This window comes from Sphingomonas sp. UYP23 (genome assembly GCF_054059235.1).
The window spans coordinates 43,501-60,505 of the sequence record NZ_JBSSBX010000001.1 but is presented as its reverse complement, the minus strand read 5'-3'; the positions used below and the strand labels follow the sequence as shown (position 1 = coordinate 60,505).

The window sequence follows — 17,005 nt, the reverse complement described above, 5'->3', positions numbered from 1 at the left end:
CGATCAGGCCGGACTATCGCTGGTGCCGGTCGGGCTTCCGAGCGCGGTCACGGGATGCTTGTGGGCGTCGTATTTGTCGCGCAGCGTGTTGAGACTGACGCGCGCACCGTCCGCGCGGCTGACGATATCGCCCGTGCATTCCAACGTTGGCGCCTCGACGCGGACCTTTTCGCTCGCGACCACAGTCACCGTGGTCGCGTTCCGAACCATGACTGCGCCGCCATCGGCATCGATCTCGATCACACCGTCCTTGATCGAGACAGAGGCGCCCAAAGCGCCATCGGCGCGCGCGCGGTACAGCATCGAATCCCCCATACCGAGGCCAAGTGGCCGCGACTTCTGGTGGTTGGTGCCGATCGCGATCGTCTGCGAGCGATCGCCACCAAGCGCAGTCAGCATCACGTCGCTTTCGGCTGGCGGCGAGCTAGCGAACCCGAAGTGCTTGAGGTGTGCGATCTTGTCGAGCACTCGACGCCCGTCGGGGAAATCGCCCTCATCGATCTGCAAGCGTTGAACCGGGCCGCTATCGTCGACCAGCTTGATGCGGGCGACTCGCAGCATATTGAGCAGGAGCTGCTTCACGATGCGCTGATATCCGCGAGGTTGACTGGCTGAAGGTTGATCGGCTCGGGCACAAATGCGTCCTTCGGCATGGCGACGATATCGGCATGCGTCCCATCTCCACCGCGCCGGAACGTCACCTGGGAAATGATCAATGGCGTCTTGTCGGGCAGGCCCGGCAGACTCACCGGGATCAGCGTGTTCGGCATGAAGAGCTTTCCCTTCGAATCGCGCCAGCTGTCGATAGTCGCGGTCGCGATCGTTGAGCGGCCCGCGCGACGCGCCGCTTCCCACTTGGCCTTCTGAATCGTGAACGGCACCGGGTCGGCCGCCTGTTCCAGCGTCATGTACAAGCGCCGGTGCCGCAGCACGTTCGGGTCCGGTGCGGTGAAGAACGGCTTCGTGACACCATCGATATCGTTGAGTGTCTCTTGCGTCAGCATCATGCAGACGATCTCGCTGTAGCGCTGGTCGCTCGAGAGCAGGACACCCCATTCCTCGACGTTGGTGCCATATGCGACGCCGCTTTCGGCCTGCTTCGTGCCGACCGCGGTCAGAAGCAGCGAGCCGGACGCGTCCTCATAGGCGAGCAGCCCGGCGTTACGCGCAACACGCTGGATGATCTCGGCGGCGGTCTCGCCGTATGTCACTGCGAACTGTGGGACGATCGGGCCCGCCTCTGCGCCGTTCGCGAGCTTGACCTCGATCCCATATGGGGCCGCCAGCTTCTTCGCGATATCGAGCGCGTTGCAGTTTGAAATCTGGCCGCCCGGCCACTCGGCGGAGCAATCAACTAGGTCCTGGGTCTTGCCACGCCCCGAGACGTTCAGCGTGTGCGTTTCGGCGCTGCCCCCGTTGCCCGCGCGATCGACATAGCCGGTAGCGACCAATTCGCTGCCTAGCTTGACGGTGCAGGGATCGCCGGGGCGTACGACGAGCGCGGTTTTCGTGCTCGGGTCGCGCGACGAGAGCGAGATATCGAACGACGAGGGGAAACCCTCGGCGCGCAGGGTAACGGCAATGTTTTCCCAGCCGGCGATATCGCGACCATTGGCCGATAGGGTCAGGTCCTCGGTCATGCGGCGAGGGCCTGAAAATCGGTTGGGCAGAACAGCGGGTGAATCGGATCGATCTCACCCAGCAGCTGATCAGCGCGGGATGGGTCGCGGTAAAGCCGCTGCGCGAGCACCACGTCGGGGAGCGGCTCGGCCAGGGTGAAGTCTTTCATCGGCGCGAGCTCGGCGCCGCGCGCGCGCAGATTCTCCGTGAGTGCAGTCAGCAAGCCGTTGAGGGCTTCGAAGCTGGCGTCGTCCCCGGCATCGGCCGCGACGATCGCCACACCATCGATCACGTCTGCGACCCTTGCCAGTAGCGAAGCTGCGTCATCGTAGCTGGATGGTTGATATGCACCGCAAGCACGAGCGAGCGCGAAGCACGCCGAGCGCTGGAACACACGGATCAACGCGACGCCGCCGACTGTGCCTGCGGTGACGTCGCCCGGCGGGTTTTGGATAAGGCCGATGAGCAGGCGAACAGCATCGGCAGGATTCGAGCATGCCGAGAGCAGTGCGTCGATCAGCGAGATCACGGCATCCGATAGCGTCGAGAAATCAGCATCGGCATTTAGGTTTCCCGCTGCAGCGCTGACCTGGTTGGCGGCTGCTTCGATACTGACGCGCTGCTGGGACGCCGCCGATATCAACGCTGGGATCGAGGTATCGGCGGCATAGGGGCTAGCCGCGCTATCTTGCAGCCCAGCATTGGCACCAGCTGAGAACCGGCCGAAGTCACCGGGCAGTTGCGCGGCGAGATGGACGAGCGACGTGGCATCCGCACCTGCGATGACAACGGAGGCTGCATATGTCTTGCTGGTTGACGCAGCCGCTGCTTTGCCGCCGATCGCCTTCGACACGATGCTCGCTACCGCAACGAGGTCCATCGCGATCGTGACGATCCCCGCCAGCTTCGACAGCAGCTTGGAGCCCGATACCAGAAGCGACGGGAAGCTGCGCTTGCCGCTCTCGACGAACTCGAGGGAGATATTTGACATTCGGCCAGCACCGAGGTCCTGCTCGATCTCGGAGTTCAGCACTGAGATATTCAGGATGCCGAGGGTTGGATGCGTGAGAGTGCCCGACCCCTCCTTTTCAAGCGCGGCGAGGAGTAGCAGGCGTTGCAACTGGATTGGCCCGCCGACAGTGCGGATCGAGCCAGTCGCGATGAACCCGCGAAGACGGAAGCGCCGGGCTGTGCGGCCCATGTCTTCCGCCCAAGGCTCGTCGCGGCCGGGGTACTGGTGCACCGCCTGGCGTCGCCCGACGCTGACGCTGTCGTTCGTTACGACGAACGGGACACCGCGAAAGGTCGCCGGGAGCAAGCCATTGTTCGGGAGGTCGACCATCTATCTGAACCTCCTCGGCTTGTGGTAGTTGAAGTCGATCATTTGGAGAGACTGTGATGCTCAATATGTTGGCGATGATCGTGATCGCGCTTGCTGCTCAAGTGGTCGCCGATCCCGATCGTATGGCGCAGATAGACCGCTCGTTCGTCTGTCCGGAAAATCTTCCCAGTGATGCCGCCCGCGTTCAGGCTATTGCGAAGTTTGATGCGAAAATGGCGCAAGCAGTGAAAGACCTCACGCTCGATCAGCTTGGCGAAGCGCGAATGTATCTCCTGAGAAAGCACAGATGCTTTGCAACACTGGACACTCTCAAGGCGAACGGCGTGCGCTAACCTCCATGGACCGGAACAATGCCTTGCTCGAAAGCATGGCTCACAGCTGGTCGTGGGCCCGAGCCGGCTTTGACCGTTGTCCGAGTGCCCGGTGGGGCGTTCTTGTGCTCAACAGTGACATGTACCGGTATAGGCGGCTGGGCTTGGTTACCGCTATCGAACCGGTCGAAGCCCTGCCCATGGATAATCCCGCGCAGTTTTGACCCATAGAGATGATCGGTTGCATAGGTTCCGGTGAGTGCGTCAGCGAAGGCGTCGGTATCCGGCAACTTGCGGCGTGCCGCGGCATACGGTCGGGCAGTAGCAAGCAGCCTTGCGTGCGCATCAAAAGCCTCAGCCAGGCTATCAAACTTCCGGAATCTCGCGTTAACCCAGTAGGAGTTGCCATTCCGGTCTTCTTCGCGAGTGCGCGAAGCAACGAACGGCTCGCCAGCCTTGGCCTTGATCCCGAACGGGTTGTTGCTGCCGGGCGGCATGCGGCGGCCATAGCTGCTTTCCAGGCCGAACTGCGCGAGAGTAACCGATGCGGGGATCCCGTACTTCTTCTCGCTGGCTTGCGCCGCAGCGACGACGTCACGCGCGAGCGCAATATGCCCGCGACCAGACGAACCTGAGATGACCGTTGCCGCGCGTTCCATCGTACTGGCGGCGCGATCGGTTTTGTCGGCGGCGCGCTCATTCGTTCGCGAGCTGCTGTCCAACGAACGCGCCGTCTTTATAACTGCTTCTCCGACCGTCGATTGGGCAGCCGCGATCATCCCATCGACTATCTTCTCTTTGCCCCAATTCGTATGTTTCTCAATCATCTGGGCTCCCATCACGGAACCGCGTGCGAAACGCTTTGCCTTCGAGATGCCTTCATCGCTGATTACAGGCCCGTGAACGCCAGCATCCGCCATGTCTGCCGAGAGCGCCTTGCCGCCTTGAGTGAAAGCGGGGAGGGCACCCTGCGGAATACCGAGGATCCGCGCCGCCGTGCGCCGGCCTGACGAATTCTGTCGCGCGAGGGCGTCGGCGATCTGTGGCATCATAGCTTCAACGTCGACGGTGCCGTCGCTCTTGGTTTTCAGCGCAACGCCCATTTTCGACAGCAGCGCGACAGCGTCGTTATTCCGGCCATAGCGGGCGTCGTTCAGGGTCTGTGACAACCCACCGACCGCGCCTGCCGCCGTATCGCGGCTGACGCCGGCTCGCTCGGCCGCGAGGGTGAATTCCTGGAACGCCTTGGTCCCGACCCCGATGATCTCTGCCGTTCGCCCGATCGATGCCGCGCCCTTCGCCCAGCCGTCGGCGAGCTTGAAAGCGCCATAGGCTGCTGCCGCCAATACACCGATAGTCCCAGCTGCCGCGATGCCAACGACGCCAAGCGTTCCGCCGAGCGCGCCCCCGGCCAATGAAGCCTCGCCGAGGCTCGAACCAAGCACCGATGCAGCCTTGCCAATACCCCCCATGCGATCAGCCAAGCCGCCGGTGATGGATTTCCCCCCTAGCGCCTTAGATGCCGCCTTTTCGACTGCGCCAAAAGTGCGCACCATGCGTCGGCCGGACCCGCCGATTGTACGCTCGGTCTCTTCCGCGGCCTTTTTATTGCCAGCGCTGAGGTTTTTCTGGATCTGGCCGAGGGTCTTCTCGGCTGACTTCTTCCCCTTCGCCGTCTTGTCCGACGCGGTGATGTCAATCCCGAAGGTGGCTTGTGCTGCCATGTCAGGCCCTCGCTATTCGCCGAAGCCGCCCCAGTCCCACCAGTCGTTAATCGTCGACCAGGGATGCGCGAGGATCTCGGGAGGGATTTTGCTGAAAGCCTGCGAGAGGACGATCAGGCGTTGGCGCCAATCGAGGGGCCGTCGAGCAAAAAACTTCCGAGGTACTTCGATGCGATGCGGAGATCGCGCGCGCCGATCATCTTGACCGCTGGCTCGGGGAGGCCAGAGACCAATGCGATCGCTTTGACGTCGGCAGCCCAGCCCTCGAGCTTGTCGATCTCCATCATCTGGGCGCCGGTCGGCTCACGCAGGGTGATGGTAGTGAAGGTCTCGCCCAGCGTCACCGGCTTACGCAAGGTGATCACGAGCTCGTCGGGAATATCGGCCATGTCCGCTCCTATGCTGCGATGACGTCGGGGCCGTCGAACTCGATCGAGAACGAGGCGTCTTCGGTGTTGATCTCGACTGGGTCACCGCTGCGCCACATGTTCCGGCCGATGATCGACTTGCCGTTGGCAGGGCTCAGCACGACAGTTGCGTTGGTCGCGCGGTTCAGCGCGTCGATGTCGACATTGGACCCGTCGCGCCCCTTCCAGCTGATCTTGCCCTCCATCGGCATCGCAGAATAGCCTTCGACGCCGCTCTGCCCCTTGAGGGTCTCGCGATGCTCCGAGCTGAGCCGATAGGTCCCTTCGCCGACGATGGTGAAGGACTGGCCGTCGATCGTGACCGACGCGGTGCCGGCAATGCGATTGGGGTCTGCCATGATGGCGGTCTCCTAAATATGGGAATTACTGGAGGCGGAACTGCAGCAGCACTGCGAAGGTGCGCAGCTGGTCGATCAGGACGGCAGGCAGGAGCACGTTCACCCGGTTCGGGTTAATTGCGTCCTTCTCGACCACCAGCCCTGCTGCAAACGCTGCCGCCTGCTGCACCATCCCCTGTCCCTCGAGGTCGCGGTACAGCGCGATGATGTCGCCGCGGATCGTGGATGGCATGACGACGTTCGAGTTCGGCATGACGCGCGTTCCATCGGCGGCGAGCTTCACGCGTGCATATTTCGTCGAGACCATCGACGACAGCGCGCGCAGCACGAAGACGATGAGGAACAGCGTCTCGATCTGGAGATAGCTGTTGTCCGCCTGGCCCTGCGTGTTTGTGACGTAGGTCGTGATGATGTTCTCGATTACGACGTTACCGGCTGCATCGACCGTCCAGGTCGAGCATCCGCCGTAGAGCAGCGTGTTGTTGCGGGTCGGGAGGTTCCATCGCGACGCCAGCGCAGGCGGAAGAATTCCTGGAACAGCCAGCGTCTGGAGAGGGACGCCCGGATCTGCGCGCAGGCTGACGGCTGCGACGCCAGCGAAGGCTGCTGCCCACTTCCAAGGTGGGGTAGGCGACTCGGCGAAAGGTACGCACGTGACGTGCTGGTTGTTCAGCGCCGTCGCGAACGCCGCGACCGCGCCGGCGGTGCCGCGCTTGGCGATGAAGCAATGGCCGTAGACCTGCGCGCTCCATGCCCACCGGCCCGTGGTGTCGTTGAGCAGCGATGCGATCGCGGCCAGCGACACCGTATCGGTAAGTGAGCAGACGATGAAGTCGAACGACATGTCGAGTAGGTTAGACAGCGCGGTCGTGAGGACCGGGTTGCCCGCACCGCCGGTTATCGCGACGATCGTCGCGCCGAGCCCGGCGGGGAGGTTCTCGCCAGCCGCGGCACCGCGATATGCGAAGCGCACGTCGATATCGTTGCCGCATTCGCCGGCGTTGCGCACGGTGAGATTGACCTTCGCCGGCACCGTTACGTCGACGGCCGCGATTACAGGCAGGCCTGCCATGGCGTTGATCGCCGCAACGGCTGTGGTGGCGACTTGGGCGGCGGTCTGCCCGCTCGCGATGATCGGGGCGACCAACCGGCCGGCGACATAGAGGGGCAGCGTGCCCAGGGCGGTGGTCGGTCCGGTGAAGGTGATCGACCCGATGGCCGTGGTCGCGGCACCGTCATCGACGACGGGAAGCACCCACATCTCACCATTCGGATCGCCGTCGCGGTAGGCGTCGATCATGCCCGCCAGGATCGAGCCCTGACCTGCAGCGGCTCGGCCTTCCGGCGCCGACCCACACGAGACCGGAACGTTTGCGGCATAGGTGCCCGACGCCAGCTTCTGACCGATAAGCAGCGCGCGCTGCGCGACCGCAGCGGTGTTCGCCTTCGAATTGTCGATCTCGGCATAAAACAGCGGGACGCGCAGGTTCGACGGGATGTTCTTGAACGGGACCATGCTCAGGCCTCCTTATCGGGCGCGCTGGGCGCGGATGCGGGATCGGTTGCCTCAAGCGAGGGCTCGTCATCGACGACCGCGACGTCCTCGTCGGCGATCATCCGCGACCAGGTCAGATCAAGCGGATCGATGTCGATCCCGACCTCATCGACCGGCCGGCGCGTCAAAGGGTCGCGTACCAATCGATCGGGAACGGCGACGATACGCACGGTGTTGCTGCCCATGTCGGACTCCTCAGGTGAGATTGGCGATGAAGCCGGTTGGCGGATAGGCAGGCCATGCGGCGACGACCTCGTTGAGGTCCGTCGTCACCGGCTGCGCGAAATCTTCGGGGCCCTGGTAGAACTCCACGGCGACATCCATCTGGAAGCCGGCGAGGTGAGTTTCACCGTCCGAGTTGTAAGAAAATTCGGTTTGGACCGTGGGGAATTGCTGAACGCGCTCATCGTAAAGCGCCGGCAACCCGATCACTGCGACTTCGACCTGCCGCGCAAGGTGAAGGATCTGCGCCGCTGCGGCGTTCGCACCGGCATTGAGAAACTGCGGGGCGGCCGACACCTCACCGATGAAGCGAAAGGTCGCCGTCACCGTAAATTCTGGTCCGCCCCCGCGGCCAAGAGACTGCTTGCTCTCGGTGGCGACCCGCGCTTTCAGGCGCGAATACTGACCTGATTGGGTGGGCCAATCGCCAGGAGAGAAAACTTGATCTCCAGCATCAGTGGCATTCGGCGCCGCGACGGCAGCGACCGCGATCGCGAGCAAGCCGCCTGAGGTGGTTGTCATGTGACTGGGCCCATCAGGATCAGTTTGGCATGGCCATGACCGTCAGTGCGTACGTCCTTCACAAGGAAGTGGCCCGGCACCGATGGGATATAGACCGTGTCTTCCTGCGCCGGCTCGCGAGGAAATAGTGAGACCCGTACTCCGAGGCATGGCTTTGTAGTCGTGTTCTCCGACCCGTCTCCGTCGAGTGTGACGTCGGCATAGGCGCGGTCAAAGACCGCATCCGCGAGGGCGAATGGCGCGAGACCGGTGGGGTAGTAGATCGGCCACATCGCCGACTGGGAAGCATCGCCCTCGCCGAACACGCCCATCACAGGCGCGAGCAGAATGCTATCCCAGTCGAGCGACATTGATCAGGCGCCCTGCTTGCCCGTGCGCAGGGTCTCGGGGCGCTTGCAGATGAAGAGCGGATATTCGTACGCTTCCATGCGCCAGAACGAATTCCGGTCGCGATCGAAGATCGGGACGACGTAACGTTCCTTCCCCGGCGTATTGATCCACTCGAAGCTTTCGCCCGGCGCCATCGCCTTTTCGAACACGCCCGGCGCGCCCTTGGGGAAGAACTTCACCTTGTCGTCGGGGACCTTGATATCGGTGTTGTTGTCCGACCCGCGGTAGTTGACCCACTCGACGCCGCCGAACGGGAAATGGCCGAAGGCGCCGCCCTGGCGCAGCTCGGAGGCATCCGACCAGTTCTTGTACGTCTTTTCGACGTCGACGTGCGTGGTGAACTTGTCGAAGAACGAGTCGCCGCACAGGCCGACGACGGACGTCGACGTGGTGAAGGCGCCCTGCGCCGAGCGCGCCATGTCGCGGCACATCGCGTTGATCTTCGGACGCAGCGAATATTCGATGTTCGCGTCGAGATTGAAGGCGATTTCTGCCGCCGGCGCGAACTCGAACTCGTCGAACCAGTTGTACCAGACGCTGCCGTCGGCATCGAGCAGGAAGCCCTGCACGGCGGCGAGCATCTGGAATTCCTCGGTGTAGTCGAGGTGGGTCAGGATGCCCGTCGGTCCTGCGAGACGGCGCGCCACCTCGGTCTGCACCTGCATCAGGACGGACTCTTCGCCGAATTCGCGAACGTTCTGCAGCTCGTGGCTGTGGATCGTGTCGCCCTTGAAGATCCGCGGCACGTCGAAATAGCGCATCTTGCGGCGCTCGGTCGTGCGCTCGGAGTTGGTCGACTCCCCGCGCTGGCTCATCGGCACGATGCTGAGGATCCCGTTGCGCTCCTCGACGGCGAGCGCCGTGGTGCGGATCGGGTTGGGCGTGAACAGGCCCATGTCGCTCAGCGTCTGCGGGAGATGGGGAACCCGCTCGACCTGGCTGGTCAGAGCGACTTCGGAGAACGCGTCGTTGCGGAAGATATTGATCATGCTCATGGGTGGGGCTCCATCGATGAGGCTGCGCTGACGATGGAGCGCAACCGGGCCCGCCCGGTGCGGCCGAGGCCGCCCGGGTCAGGCGAATGTTGAAAAGAAGAGAACAGGCAGCGCCGCGGCGCCACCTGCGGGTCAGACGCTGCGGATGCCGAGCTTGGCGAGCTGGGCGAGCGCGTTCGCCTGCTGGGACAGCGTGGTGACGTTGGCGCCCCACATCAGCTCTGCGGCCTGGATCTTCATTGGCCCGCTGGTGTTGAGCACCGCGCGGCGATCGGCGGTGGTGGCGTCGCGCCAGCCGCTCCACAAGATCGCGGTCGCGTACTGTAGGCCGGTCACCGAGATCGGATCATACGGCAGATATTTCACCGCACCGGTGACCGAGATGGTGAAGCTGTCCCCGGACGCGAAGTCGGTCGCGCCATCGGCGAGCGTAAAGCTGAGCCCGCCGGCAGCGAACGGCGCGGCGACGTTGCCGTGGCCGACCTCGATACCATCCGGACCCTCGACGATGAAGGTGCCCGCATTGGCGGTGGGCTCGACGAAAATCAGCTTGTAGTCGCCGACCTTCGCCAGCGCCGAAACGGCGATCGCGCCCATGACGCCGTTGCCGACGTTGGTACCGAACGCAGCTGCAACGGCTGCGCCGCCGGTCAGTTGCGACGCTAGCACAAGACCAGCGATACAGATGCCAGCGCCCGCGGCAATGTAGCCACGATCACGGGTAAACATGCCGTCGGACGGATCCCAGACGACATAGCCACCTTCGCGGCGATTCTCGATAAGAACGGTATTGGAGGGAACGCCCATGGTCGGGCTCCTTTCTGAAACGAGGGATTCGAGACCGAAGAGGAGCTCCGGCCGGGGCTGAGGGGTTAGCGGGTCGGGACGCCTGCCTTCGCGAAGGCCGAGCCCCAGCTGGAGTCGATTGCCTTCTTGTCGGACGGCAGGGCCGCATCGCCGCCGAGCGCGACATTGCGGCTCGAGCGATCATTGCGCGCATGGCGGTTGCCGCGATCGTCGTCGTAATCGCGATCGGGACGGACCGCCGCCTGTCCCTTCAGAACCGAGACTGCCTCGCGGCGCGGCATGCGGGTCTCGCAGGCGAGCGAAACCGCGAGCGGGAGATTGGCCGCCGCATGCTTGCTCGAGAGGATGTGCGTGATCCGCGCCTGCTCGCGGCGACGTGCCGATGCGGCCGAGCTGCGACCGTGCATCTCTTTCTCGTCGTCATCGTCATCGTCGTCGTCGTCCGAAGCCCGCGAGCGTTTTCCCTTGGGCTGATCATCGTCATCGTCGTCATCCGACGCCTTCGAGCGCTTGCCCTTTGCCTGGTCGTCATCGTCGTCGTCGTCCGATGCCTTCGAGCGCTTGCCCTTTGCCTGGTCATCGTCGCCGTCATCGTCCGATGCCCGCGAGCCCTTACCTTTCGCCTGGTCGTCATCATCGTCGTCGTCCGACGCCTTCGAACGCTTGCCCTTGGCCTGGTCTTCCTGCTGGTCGTCGTCGGCAGCGCCGCGCGCCTTCCGACTGAAGCCTGCGAGATGCGCGAAACGGCTCGCACCGGCCATCAAATTGCTGGTGTTCATGGTGTCACTCCTGGTGGCGGAAAGCCTGGGGAGCCGGGCCCGGGCGGCCCGGCGGTTCAGTCGAGCTGCTTGAGCAGCGCCCGGAAGGCTTCGTCCGGCGCGGCGACCGCGTCAGCGAACCCGATGTCGACGCCGTTGGCGCCGAGGAAGGTGGCCGCCTGAGTGGCGGTAACGTCCTTCACGGCCATGCCGCGGTTGCGCGCGACGGTGGTATCGAACAGCTTGCCGACGGCGTTGACGTCGGCCTGCAGGCGGGCAAGCGCATCGTCGGAAAGGTCGAACAGCTCGCTGCTCTCACCCTTGAAGGCGCCCTTGGTGACCAAGGTCGGCAGGATACCGGTATTCTTGAGCCAGCCGGCGATGCTCAGGTGCTGGTAGATCACGCCGACCGAGCCCGTGCCGCCCGTGCGCGGCACCCAGAGCCGACCGGGGTCGACAGCTGAGACGAGGCCATAGGCAGCGGAATATGCACTTTCGCCCAAGATGGCGGCGATCGGCTTGGTGCCCCGCGCGCGATAGATCATATCCACCAGATCGAAACAGCCGGCGACTTCACCGCCAGGGCTATCGGCGTCGAATACGATCGCATCGACCTGCGGATCTGCGAGGGCCTGCAGGAACTGCAGGCGGATGCGGTCGTAGCCGGACAGGCCGATCATATCGCCGTAGCGCCAAAGCCAGCCGATCCGCTGGATGAGCACGCCGCGTATCGGGATGATCGCCACGCCGCACACGACGTCGTAGGGGCGCTGGCGATCGTCGCCGGTGTCGTCGTCCGCAATACCGAAGGCAGCCCCACCGTTGCCGGCCTGGATGCCGCTGGTCGCCCGCGCCAGCAGCTCCATCGTCAGCGCCGATGCGGCGGGCAGTAGCGCCGTTGTGGTGTTGAACAGACGCGTGATCAGGTGGCGTGGAACGGCGGTCACTTGCGCTTGCCCTTCGGCATAGCGGATTCCGCAGTGCCGGGACCCAGCGGTATAACGGCGCCGGTGGGGGCGGCCGTGATCGCGGCAACGTCGTCCTCGCTCAGGACACTCTCAGCGAAGATCATCTGCGGCATGCACCGCGTCTCGATCTCGGCCGGCGTATCGACCACGTGCAGGCTGTCGCCACCAATCAAGCGGATGGCAGTTCCGCCCGGCGCTTCGTCGAGGAGGGCGATCGCCGCGACCGCAAGGCGCAGCGCGCGCTCACCGCCATGGCGTGTGACGTCGATGAACATCAGGGCTGCTCCGCTTGCTGCGCCTGCGCGACCTGCGTGGCGGTGTATTCGTTGCCGAACCATTCCGGTCGGGGCAGGCCGAGATCCTGCATGCGATGGTATTCGATCGCGCGCTGCTCGAGGTTCTCTTCCCAATCCATGCCCTGCTTCGCGCACTCGTCCTCCATCGTGGAGAGACCCGCATCGAGGCCAAGCACGACGCCCTGGCGTTCCGCGACCGGATCGACCCAGCCGCGCGCCGCGCCGAGCCAGCGGCCGCGCGAATAGGCGGTCCGCATCTCGAGGTAGGACGGGGCGTTGCGGGGGAGCGGGAGCTCGTTGCGCTCGAACGGTTCCTCGAGCCAGGTCGCAAGCACCGGCGTGGCGGTGTTCTGGTCGAACTCGGAGCAGCGCCGGCGCGACGTCTTTTCAGATTTGACGATACCCGCGCGTGCGGACGACCAGCTCGAGTCCGAATAGTCGTTGTGCACTTCCTCGCCCGACACGCCGAGCGCGACCGAAACGGCGCGCAGCATTTCGTGCGCGAACGGCTTGATGTCGGTCTGGCCACCGCCCGGCGCCACCGATTCAATTTTCTCGCCCGGGGCCAGCGTGGCCATCCGCGCGCCTTTTACCGCGACATCACGGTCGGCATGGAAGTCCGACCGCATGTCCTGGTACCAGCCGAACGCCTTTTCCTCGTCGTCCTCGCAGTCGAGGCCGGCGCGCACCATCTCCATGTCGTAGGGCGACGTGATATAGAGACCGAAGGCAGCCGCGACGTTTTCGGCCTCCAGCTTCACGCCATAGAGCTGCGAGAGCATTTTCAGCTTGCCGATGACCGGGGCGAAGACGGTTACGCCGCGGTTCTGCGCGAACCGGTCGGGGTCGTAATCATGGTAGACGCGACGCCAGCCGTCGGGATCTTCGCGTTCGACGCGGTCCCATTCCATGCTCTCGACCGCGTTGTACCAGTCGTACTGATGGGCGCGGCGAATGTGATACGCGACGGCGACCTGGTCGTCGTCGAGCTCCACGCCGCCACGCATGTAGCGCGTGTCGGGGCCCATGTTCACATTGGACAGGCGATCGGGATCTACGCCCTGAAAGCAGGTCGCATAGGTCGCGGCGCCGCGGCCGATGCGGTCCGGCCGCCACTGCGCGACGAGCAGCGATTCGCCATCGACCAGCTTGTGACCGAGCGCGAGCCGGAACTGCTGAGATACGGTCATGCCGCGGCTGACGTCGTTATAGTGGCCGAGATCCTCCGAGTAGCTCCGCCACTTCGCCTCGAGCACCGCGCGGTACTCGTTGGCCCAGACCGCGTCGAAGCCCTTCGCGTGCAACCGCAGCGCGCGATAGTCGGGCTTGGAGACGAAGCGATATGAGGCGCCGATCGTGGAATCGAGGATCCCGGCGATCGCGCCGTTCGCCCACGGATCGTTGCGGCGCAGATCGCGCGCCTTGGCGGCGATCCGGTCGCGGTAGAGGTTGATCTCGGAATCGGGCGAGCGGACCGATGGGAACCAGTCGCTTTGGTCGCGCGAGTTGAAGTTGACCGCGTCGTACGGAAAGAAATTGCCCGCAGCGCCGCCGCCGAGAGAACCACGCATGCGGGCGCCGCCGCGCTGCGCGTTCTGACGGATCTGCGCAATTACGGCCGAGGGGATTGGCTGACCGCGATTATCGATCAGCGCCGGAGGCTGCGCCATCAGAAGCGGAACCCGATTGCACGGCGGGGGGAGGGGATTATGCCGAGCTGGGCCTGCAGCTGGCGAATGACCGTCGAGAGTTGATCCAAGTTAGCCGCGGTGTATTTCACGGTCTTGCTCCCGTCGCCCTGGGCATAGCCCGCGCTTTCGACCTTCCGGCCGCTCGAGATGTCGAGATAGTCCTGCTGCATCTGCGCCAGGCGCTGACGCAGAATGGTTGTGTCCATGCCGGCGAGAAGGCTCTTGCTGGGATCATATCGGCCCATAGTCAGTCCTTCATGCGAGGCGGCGGCCGGCGCCAGTGCGGCCGCCGGCGCGGTGCGCGGTCTTCATTGCAGCTGGCGGCGAGGCGGCGATCGGCGCCGCCGGCGCGCGGTCGCGTGGCAGATCCTGCAGATCGGTAGCGGCACCCGGGGTGGGCGGGGGCGGGGCGGGCTCGATCGTCATGGTGGCACCGACCTTTTCCGCTTCGCGATTGAGCTTGAAGCCGCGCTGGAGCATTCCGTGGAGAGCGCCGTACGCGTAGACCCGGCAGTCGCTCGCCTCGTTGGCGCGACCGGCGGGAAGCTCCCACACGCGAAATTTCTGCCCGCCCAATTCCTTCAGCACGATCGTTTCGGACGTCAGCTGAGCGAAGTAATTTACGTCGCGATCAGTCGAAAAATGCATGTAGCCGGGGCCGTAATTGGGCCTGGTCAGATACGATCGGACCACATCCTTCGCGGCATTGACGCCGAGGATGATCGGGCGAAACGTCTTCTTCGATCGCGCTGACGGCCGCTTGGTCGGCCAGATCGGGTTCCGTTGTCCGGTCCGCGCGCTCTCACCCTTGATCGCCCAGATGAAGCGACCGAGGCGCGCCTTGGAGAAATCGTAGACCGACTGCGTATGGTGGCCGCCCGAGTCATGGCACGCGGCTGAGATCTTGAAGGGGCGGCCATCGGCCCGGTACCAAGTACGCAGCAGGAAAGCATCGAGCTGCGCCTGCGTCTTCGGATCGTCGAACTCGCCGTCGATCACCTCGTACGCGACCGACCAGCTTTCCTCGTCCCGGCCCCAGCCGACAATCTCAACTTCAACACGATAGTCCTGCGTGTCGATCCCCGCGGTCAGCACGGCGACACCGTCGGGGATTTCCGCAGCCCAATTCTCACGCCGCGCGAGCAGAGAGTCAGGATCGAGGATCTTGCCGGTGTTCTTCTTATACGTCAGCGCGAGCTGGGTATTATGAAACGTGAGCTTCCCATCCTCGTCGACGGCAGCGAGCCATTTCGCCGCCATTTTGGGCGGAGAGTCGTTCGCCCACGGGCTGTAAAGCTTGCCGGCCTGAAAGCCTGCATGCTCGTTTGGCACCGCCCACACGCCGCAGTGGCGACATTTCGCGCGATAGACCGCGTACCTGCGCGAGAACCACCAGTCCCAGACGATCTCCACGGCATCGGCGTCGAATGTCGCCCAGGCCGCAGCATAGGTATCGAGCGGGTGCTGCAGCTCGTCACAGCATTCGAACGCCCGCGTCTGATGCCACCGGATCGTCCCAAGGGCTCGCTGGCGCTGGCCTTCCGACCAAGGCTTGCTGCATTTCTCGCAGTAGATGCGCGCGGTCTCTGGGCGGTGGGTTTTGCCGTCCTTTCCCCTGCTCCAGTCGACGTGCTTGAAAAAGTCCAGGAACTGCCGGTGATCGCATAAGGGGCAGCAAACGGATGCTCGGCGTTGATCCGATTGTCCGAAGCTTGCCTCGATCTTGCTCTCGCCGGTAATCGTCGGCGAGCAGACCCGGATGCTGAGCGAGTTCGATTCGAAGGTGGCGAGACGTTCGTCGCCAATATCGATCGGGTTGCCTTCCTTGATAGGAAGGTACTTATCGACCTCATCGTACATGACGACCCGTATCGGCCGACGCGCCAGATTGTCCGGGCTGCCGGCGCCGACGATACCGAGGAAGCCGCCGGGGAATGCCTTGTAATCGACGGTGTCGCCGGCGTCGCGTGTCTTCGAGGATCCGACAAGGCCGCGAAGCACTGGCGTAGCCTTGATGTACGGGGCGATACGCTCCTTCGAGAACTGCAGGGCTGCCGCGTCCTTCGGCTGCACGATGAGCATCGGGCAGGGGTCGAGGTGGATGTGAAACCCGGTGACGTTCTCGATCAGCGTCGTCTTGAGCAGCTGCGTCGCCACCATGGCGGAGATTTTGCGTACCCCCGGCTCGGTCACGGCGAGCATGGGCCCGCGCGCTATTTCGACGCGCGCGGTGCGGTATTTTCCCGAGGTGCTGCCGGCCTCCTTGGCGAGCACCCGCTTCTTGTCGGCCCACTCCGGAACGCTGACCCGGGGCGGCGGGGACCATCCGCGCCGCGCCGCGCGCTGCAGCCGTTCAGTCTTCGTCGGTACCGCTGAAATCGACGTCTGGTTCGCCGAGCTCGTCGAGCTGCTGATGGACATAGGGCCTTAGCGCCTCCACCAGCTTCGGACCGTCGATATCGAGATCCGCGGCGAGCAGAGGACCGAAGCGGCCGGGCCAATTCAGCCAGGCGTCTCGTGATGCGCGGCGATCGTCGAAAAGGACTTTCTCGGCTGTATCCATCTCGACCAGTCGCCCGGCCTCTTTCTGCGCCACCAGCAGGTGCTTCAGCGCGAGGGCATTCTCCTTGATCGCAGAGGCCTCGACCTTGCTTCGGAATTGCCCGGCGAGCAGCTGCTCGATGAAGCCGCCGGCGATCGTCGGATCAATCGCGCCATGCTCGAGCGCAGCGTTGAAATCCTCGACAACCTCGTCAACCGCGGCCGCCACTTCGCGCGCAACCTTGCTCCGGTTGCGGGGGGCGGTTGCGGGGGCTGGTTGCGCCTGCGCGGCTTCCGTCTTGAAGCGACCAAGGCCAGCCTCGCGCATCCGCTGATTGGACTGCTCGACGTCGACGAGATCGCCGCTAAATACCAGCGCGCCCTTAGTTTTCCACTTGGTGGCAGCCTGTCGCGATGTGCTGTGCGACTTTGCAAAGGCGGTGAGCGAGAGAAGCATCATCGTTCCCTACCCCCGCAACCGGTTGCCCCCCGCAACC

General features: G+C 64.1%; 20 protein-coding genes. 1 reads left to right on the top strand and 19 read right to left on the bottom strand.

Annotation, left to right across the window (positions count from 1 at the left end; genetic code table 11):
- Positions 1–3: 3 nt before the first annotated feature.
- From ACVWYO_RS00365 to ACVWYO_RS00355, 3 genes are read right to left on the bottom strand one after another with little or no spacing between them, the layout of a single operon-like run.
- Complete coding sequence (locus ACVWYO_RS00365; protein ID WP_457348169.1) at positions 4–582, bottom strand: phage baseplate assembly protein domain-containing protein; 579 nt, start codon at positions 580–582, stop codon at positions 4–6.
- Positions 579–1,640 carry a phage baseplate assembly protein gene (locus ACVWYO_RS00360; protein WP_457348167.1) on the bottom strand — a complete coding sequence of 354 codons (1,062 nt, stop codon included), beginning with the start codon at positions 1,638–1,640 and terminating at the stop codon, positions 579–581. Before ACVWYO_RS00360 ends, ACVWYO_RS00365 begins: the two co-directional genes overlap by 4 nt.
- A complete protein-coding gene (locus tag ACVWYO_RS00355) occupies positions 1,637–2,962 on the bottom strand; it encodes a DNA circularization protein (protein WP_457348165.1) in 1,326 nt (441 codons plus the stop codon). Before ACVWYO_RS00355 ends, ACVWYO_RS00360 begins: the two co-directional genes overlap by 4 nt.
- A gap of 56 nt (positions 2,963–3,018) precedes the next feature.
- On the opposite strand from ACVWYO_RS00355, the gene ACVWYO_RS00350 reads away from it, so the two are divergent.
- Positions 3,019–3,294, top strand: a complete 276-nt coding sequence (locus ACVWYO_RS00350; RefSeq protein ID WP_457348164.1) for a hypothetical protein — start codon at positions 3,019–3,021, stop codon at positions 3,292–3,294.
- On the opposite strand, the gene ACVWYO_RS00345 is transcribed toward ACVWYO_RS00350, so the two are convergent.
- The 16 genes from ACVWYO_RS00345 to ACVWYO_RS00270 form a co-directional block, all read right to left on the bottom strand.
- On the bottom strand, positions 3,291–4,997 hold the full coding sequence (locus tag ACVWYO_RS00345; protein ID WP_457348163.1) for a glycoside hydrolase family 73 protein: 1,707 nt from the start codon (positions 4,995–4,997) through the stop codon (positions 3,291–3,293). The genes ACVWYO_RS00350 and ACVWYO_RS00345 overlap by 4 nt on opposite strands.
- A 113-nt stretch (positions 4,998–5,110) precedes the next feature.
- Positions 5,111–5,386 (bottom strand): phage tail assembly protein, encoded by a 276-nt coding sequence (locus ACVWYO_RS00340; protein WP_457348161.1) that lies wholly within the window; start codon positions 5,384–5,386, stop codon positions 5,111–5,113.
- An 8-nt stretch (positions 5,387–5,394) separates the two neighbouring features.
- The gene (locus ACVWYO_RS00335) at positions 5,395–5,763 is read right to left on the bottom strand and encodes a phage tail tube protein (protein ID WP_457348160.1); all 369 of its coding nucleotides are present in this window, start codon (positions 5,761–5,763) and stop codon (positions 5,395–5,397) included.
- A 25-nt stretch (positions 5,764–5,788) separates the two neighbouring features.
- On the bottom strand, positions 5,789–7,279 hold the full coding sequence (locus tag ACVWYO_RS00330; protein ID WP_457348158.1) for a phage tail sheath subtilisin-like domain-containing protein: 1,491 nt from the start codon (positions 7,277–7,279) through the stop codon (positions 5,789–5,791).
- Positions 7,280–7,281: 2 nt separating this feature from the next.
- Positions 7,282–7,503 (bottom strand): hypothetical protein, encoded by a 222-nt coding sequence (locus ACVWYO_RS00325; protein ID WP_457348156.1) that lies wholly within the window; start codon positions 7,501–7,503, stop codon positions 7,282–7,284.
- 10 nt (positions 7,504–7,513) lie between these two features.
- Positions 7,514–8,062: a hypothetical protein gene (locus tag ACVWYO_RS00320; RefSeq protein WP_457348155.1), complete on the bottom strand. Its 549-nt coding sequence runs from the start codon at positions 8,060–8,062 to the stop codon at positions 7,514–7,516.
- A complete protein-coding gene (locus tag ACVWYO_RS00315; RefSeq protein ID WP_457348153.1) occupies positions 8,059–8,412 on the bottom strand; it encodes a head-tail joining protein in 354 nt (117 codons plus the stop codon). The genes ACVWYO_RS00320 and ACVWYO_RS00315 overlap by 4 nt, the downstream gene beginning before the upstream one ends.
- A 3-nt stretch (positions 8,413–8,415) precedes the next feature.
- On the bottom strand, positions 8,416–9,447 hold the full coding sequence (locus ACVWYO_RS00310; RefSeq protein ID WP_457348151.1) for a major capsid protein: 1,032 nt from the start codon (positions 9,445–9,447) through the stop codon (positions 8,416–8,418).
- A gap of 132 nt (positions 9,448–9,579) precedes the next feature.
- Positions 9,580–10,254 carry a head decoration protein gene (locus tag ACVWYO_RS00305; RefSeq protein WP_457348150.1) on the bottom strand — a complete coding sequence of 225 codons (675 nt, stop codon included), beginning with the start codon at positions 10,252–10,254 and terminating at the stop codon, positions 9,580–9,582.
- Between the two features lie 65 nt (positions 10,255–10,319).
- The gene (locus ACVWYO_RS00300; protein WP_457348149.1) at positions 10,320–11,033 is read right to left on the bottom strand and encodes a hypothetical protein; all 714 of its coding nucleotides are present in this window, start codon (positions 11,031–11,033) and stop codon (positions 10,320–10,322) included.
- A gap of 56 nt (positions 11,034–11,089) precedes the next feature.
- Positions 11,090–11,959, bottom strand: a complete 870-nt coding sequence (locus ACVWYO_RS00295) for a S49 family peptidase (RefSeq protein WP_457348147.1) — start codon at positions 11,957–11,959, stop codon at positions 11,090–11,092.
- The gene (locus ACVWYO_RS00290) at positions 11,956–12,255 is read right to left on the bottom strand and encodes a hypothetical protein (protein ID WP_457348145.1); all 300 of its coding nucleotides are present in this window, start codon (positions 12,253–12,255) and stop codon (positions 11,956–11,958) included. The genes ACVWYO_RS00295 and ACVWYO_RS00290 overlap by 4 nt, the downstream gene beginning before the upstream one ends.
- The gene (locus tag ACVWYO_RS00285) at positions 12,255–13,847 is read right to left on the bottom strand and encodes a phage portal protein (RefSeq protein ID WP_457348143.1); all 1,593 of its coding nucleotides are present in this window, start codon (positions 13,845–13,847) and stop codon (positions 12,255–12,257) included. Before ACVWYO_RS00285 ends, ACVWYO_RS00290 begins: the two co-directional genes overlap by 1 nt.
- 98 nt (positions 13,848–13,945) lie before the next feature.
- The gene (gene gpW, locus ACVWYO_RS00280; protein WP_457348142.1) at positions 13,946–14,173 is read right to left on the bottom strand and encodes a gpW family head-tail joining protein; all 228 of its coding nucleotides are present in this window, start codon (positions 14,171–14,173) and stop codon (positions 13,946–13,948) included.
- 49 nt (positions 14,174–14,222) lie between these two features.
- Positions 14,223–16,388: a phage terminase large subunit family protein gene (locus ACVWYO_RS00275; protein WP_457348141.1), complete on the bottom strand. Its 2,166-nt coding sequence runs from the start codon at positions 16,386–16,388 to the stop codon at positions 14,223–14,225.
- On the bottom strand, positions 16,321–16,965 hold the full coding sequence (locus ACVWYO_RS00270) for a hypothetical protein (protein WP_457348139.1): 645 nt from the start codon (positions 16,963–16,965) through the stop codon (positions 16,321–16,323). Before ACVWYO_RS00270 ends, ACVWYO_RS00275 begins: the two co-directional genes overlap by 68 nt.
- Positions 16,966–17,005: the final 40 nt, after the last annotated feature.

What these genes read in the sequence shown, in the direction of transcription:
- ACVWYO_RS00360 (WP_457348167.1), bottom strand. Translation starts at nt 1,640, where the DNA reads ATGACCGAGGACCTGACCCTATCGGCCAATGGTCGCGATATCGCCGGC.
- ACVWYO_RS00355 (WP_457348165.1), bottom strand. Translation starts at nt 2,962, where the DNA reads ATGGTCGACCTCCCGAACAATGGCTTGCTCCCGGCGACCTTTCGCGGT.
- ACVWYO_RS00350 (WP_457348164.1), top strand. Translation starts at nt 3,019, where the DNA reads ATGCTCAATATGTTGGCGATGATCGTGATCGCGCTTGCTGCTCAAGTG.
- ACVWYO_RS00345 (WP_457348163.1), bottom strand. Translation starts at nt 4,997, where the DNA reads ATGGCAGCACAAGCCACCTTCGGGATTGACATCACCGCGTCGGACAAG.
- ACVWYO_RS00340 (WP_457348161.1), bottom strand. Translation starts at nt 5,386, where the DNA reads ATGGCCGATATTCCCGACGAGCTCGTGATCACCTTGCGTAAGCCGGTG.
- ACVWYO_RS00335 (WP_457348160.1), bottom strand. Translation starts at nt 5,763, where the DNA reads ATGGCAGACCCCAATCGCATTGCCGGCACCGCGTCGGTCACGATCGAC.
- ACVWYO_RS00330 (WP_457348158.1), bottom strand. Translation starts at nt 7,279, where the DNA reads ATGGTCCCGTTCAAGAACATCCCGTCGAACCTGCGCGTCCCGCTGTTT.
- ACVWYO_RS00325 (WP_457348156.1), bottom strand. Translation starts at nt 7,503, where the DNA reads ATGGGCAGCAACACCGTGCGTATCGTCGCCGTTCCCGATCGATTGGTA.
- ACVWYO_RS00320 (WP_457348155.1), bottom strand. Translation starts at nt 8,062, where the DNA reads ATGACAACCACCTCAGGCGGCTTGCTCGCGATCGCGGTCGCTGCCGTC.
- ACVWYO_RS00315 (WP_457348153.1), bottom strand. Translation starts at nt 8,412, where the DNA reads ATGTCGCTCGACTGGGATAGCATTCTGCTCGCGCCTGTGATGGGCGTG.
- ACVWYO_RS00310 (WP_457348151.1), bottom strand. Translation starts at nt 9,447, where the DNA reads ATGAGCATGATCAATATCTTCCGCAACGACGCGTTCTCCGAAGTCGCT.
- ACVWYO_RS00305 (WP_457348150.1), bottom strand. Translation starts at nt 10,254, where the DNA reads ATGGGCGTTCCCTCCAATACCGTTCTTATCGAGAATCGCCGCGAAGGT.
- ACVWYO_RS00300 (WP_457348149.1), bottom strand. Translation starts at nt 11,033, where the DNA reads ATGAACACCAGCAATTTGATGGCCGGTGCGAGCCGTTTCGCGCATCTC.
- ACVWYO_RS00290 (WP_457348145.1), bottom strand. Translation starts at nt 12,255, where the DNA reads ATGTTCATCGACGTCACACGCCATGGCGGTGAGCGCGCGCTGCGCCTT.
- ACVWYO_RS00285 (WP_457348143.1), bottom strand. Translation starts at nt 13,847, where the DNA reads ATGCGTGGTTCTCTCGGCGGCGGCGCTGCGGGCAATTTCTTTCCGTAC.
- gpW (WP_457348142.1), bottom strand. Translation starts at nt 14,173, where the DNA reads ATGGACACAACCATTCTGCGTCAGCGCCTGGCGCAGATGCAGCAGGAC.
- ACVWYO_RS00275 (WP_457348141.1), bottom strand. Translation starts at nt 16,388, where the DNA reads ATGTCCATCAGCAGCTCGACGAGCTCGGCGAACCAGACGTCGATTTCA.
- ACVWYO_RS00270 (WP_457348139.1), bottom strand. Translation starts at nt 16,965, where the DNA reads ATGCTTCTCTCGCTCACCGCCTTTGCAAAGTCGCACAGCACATCGCGA.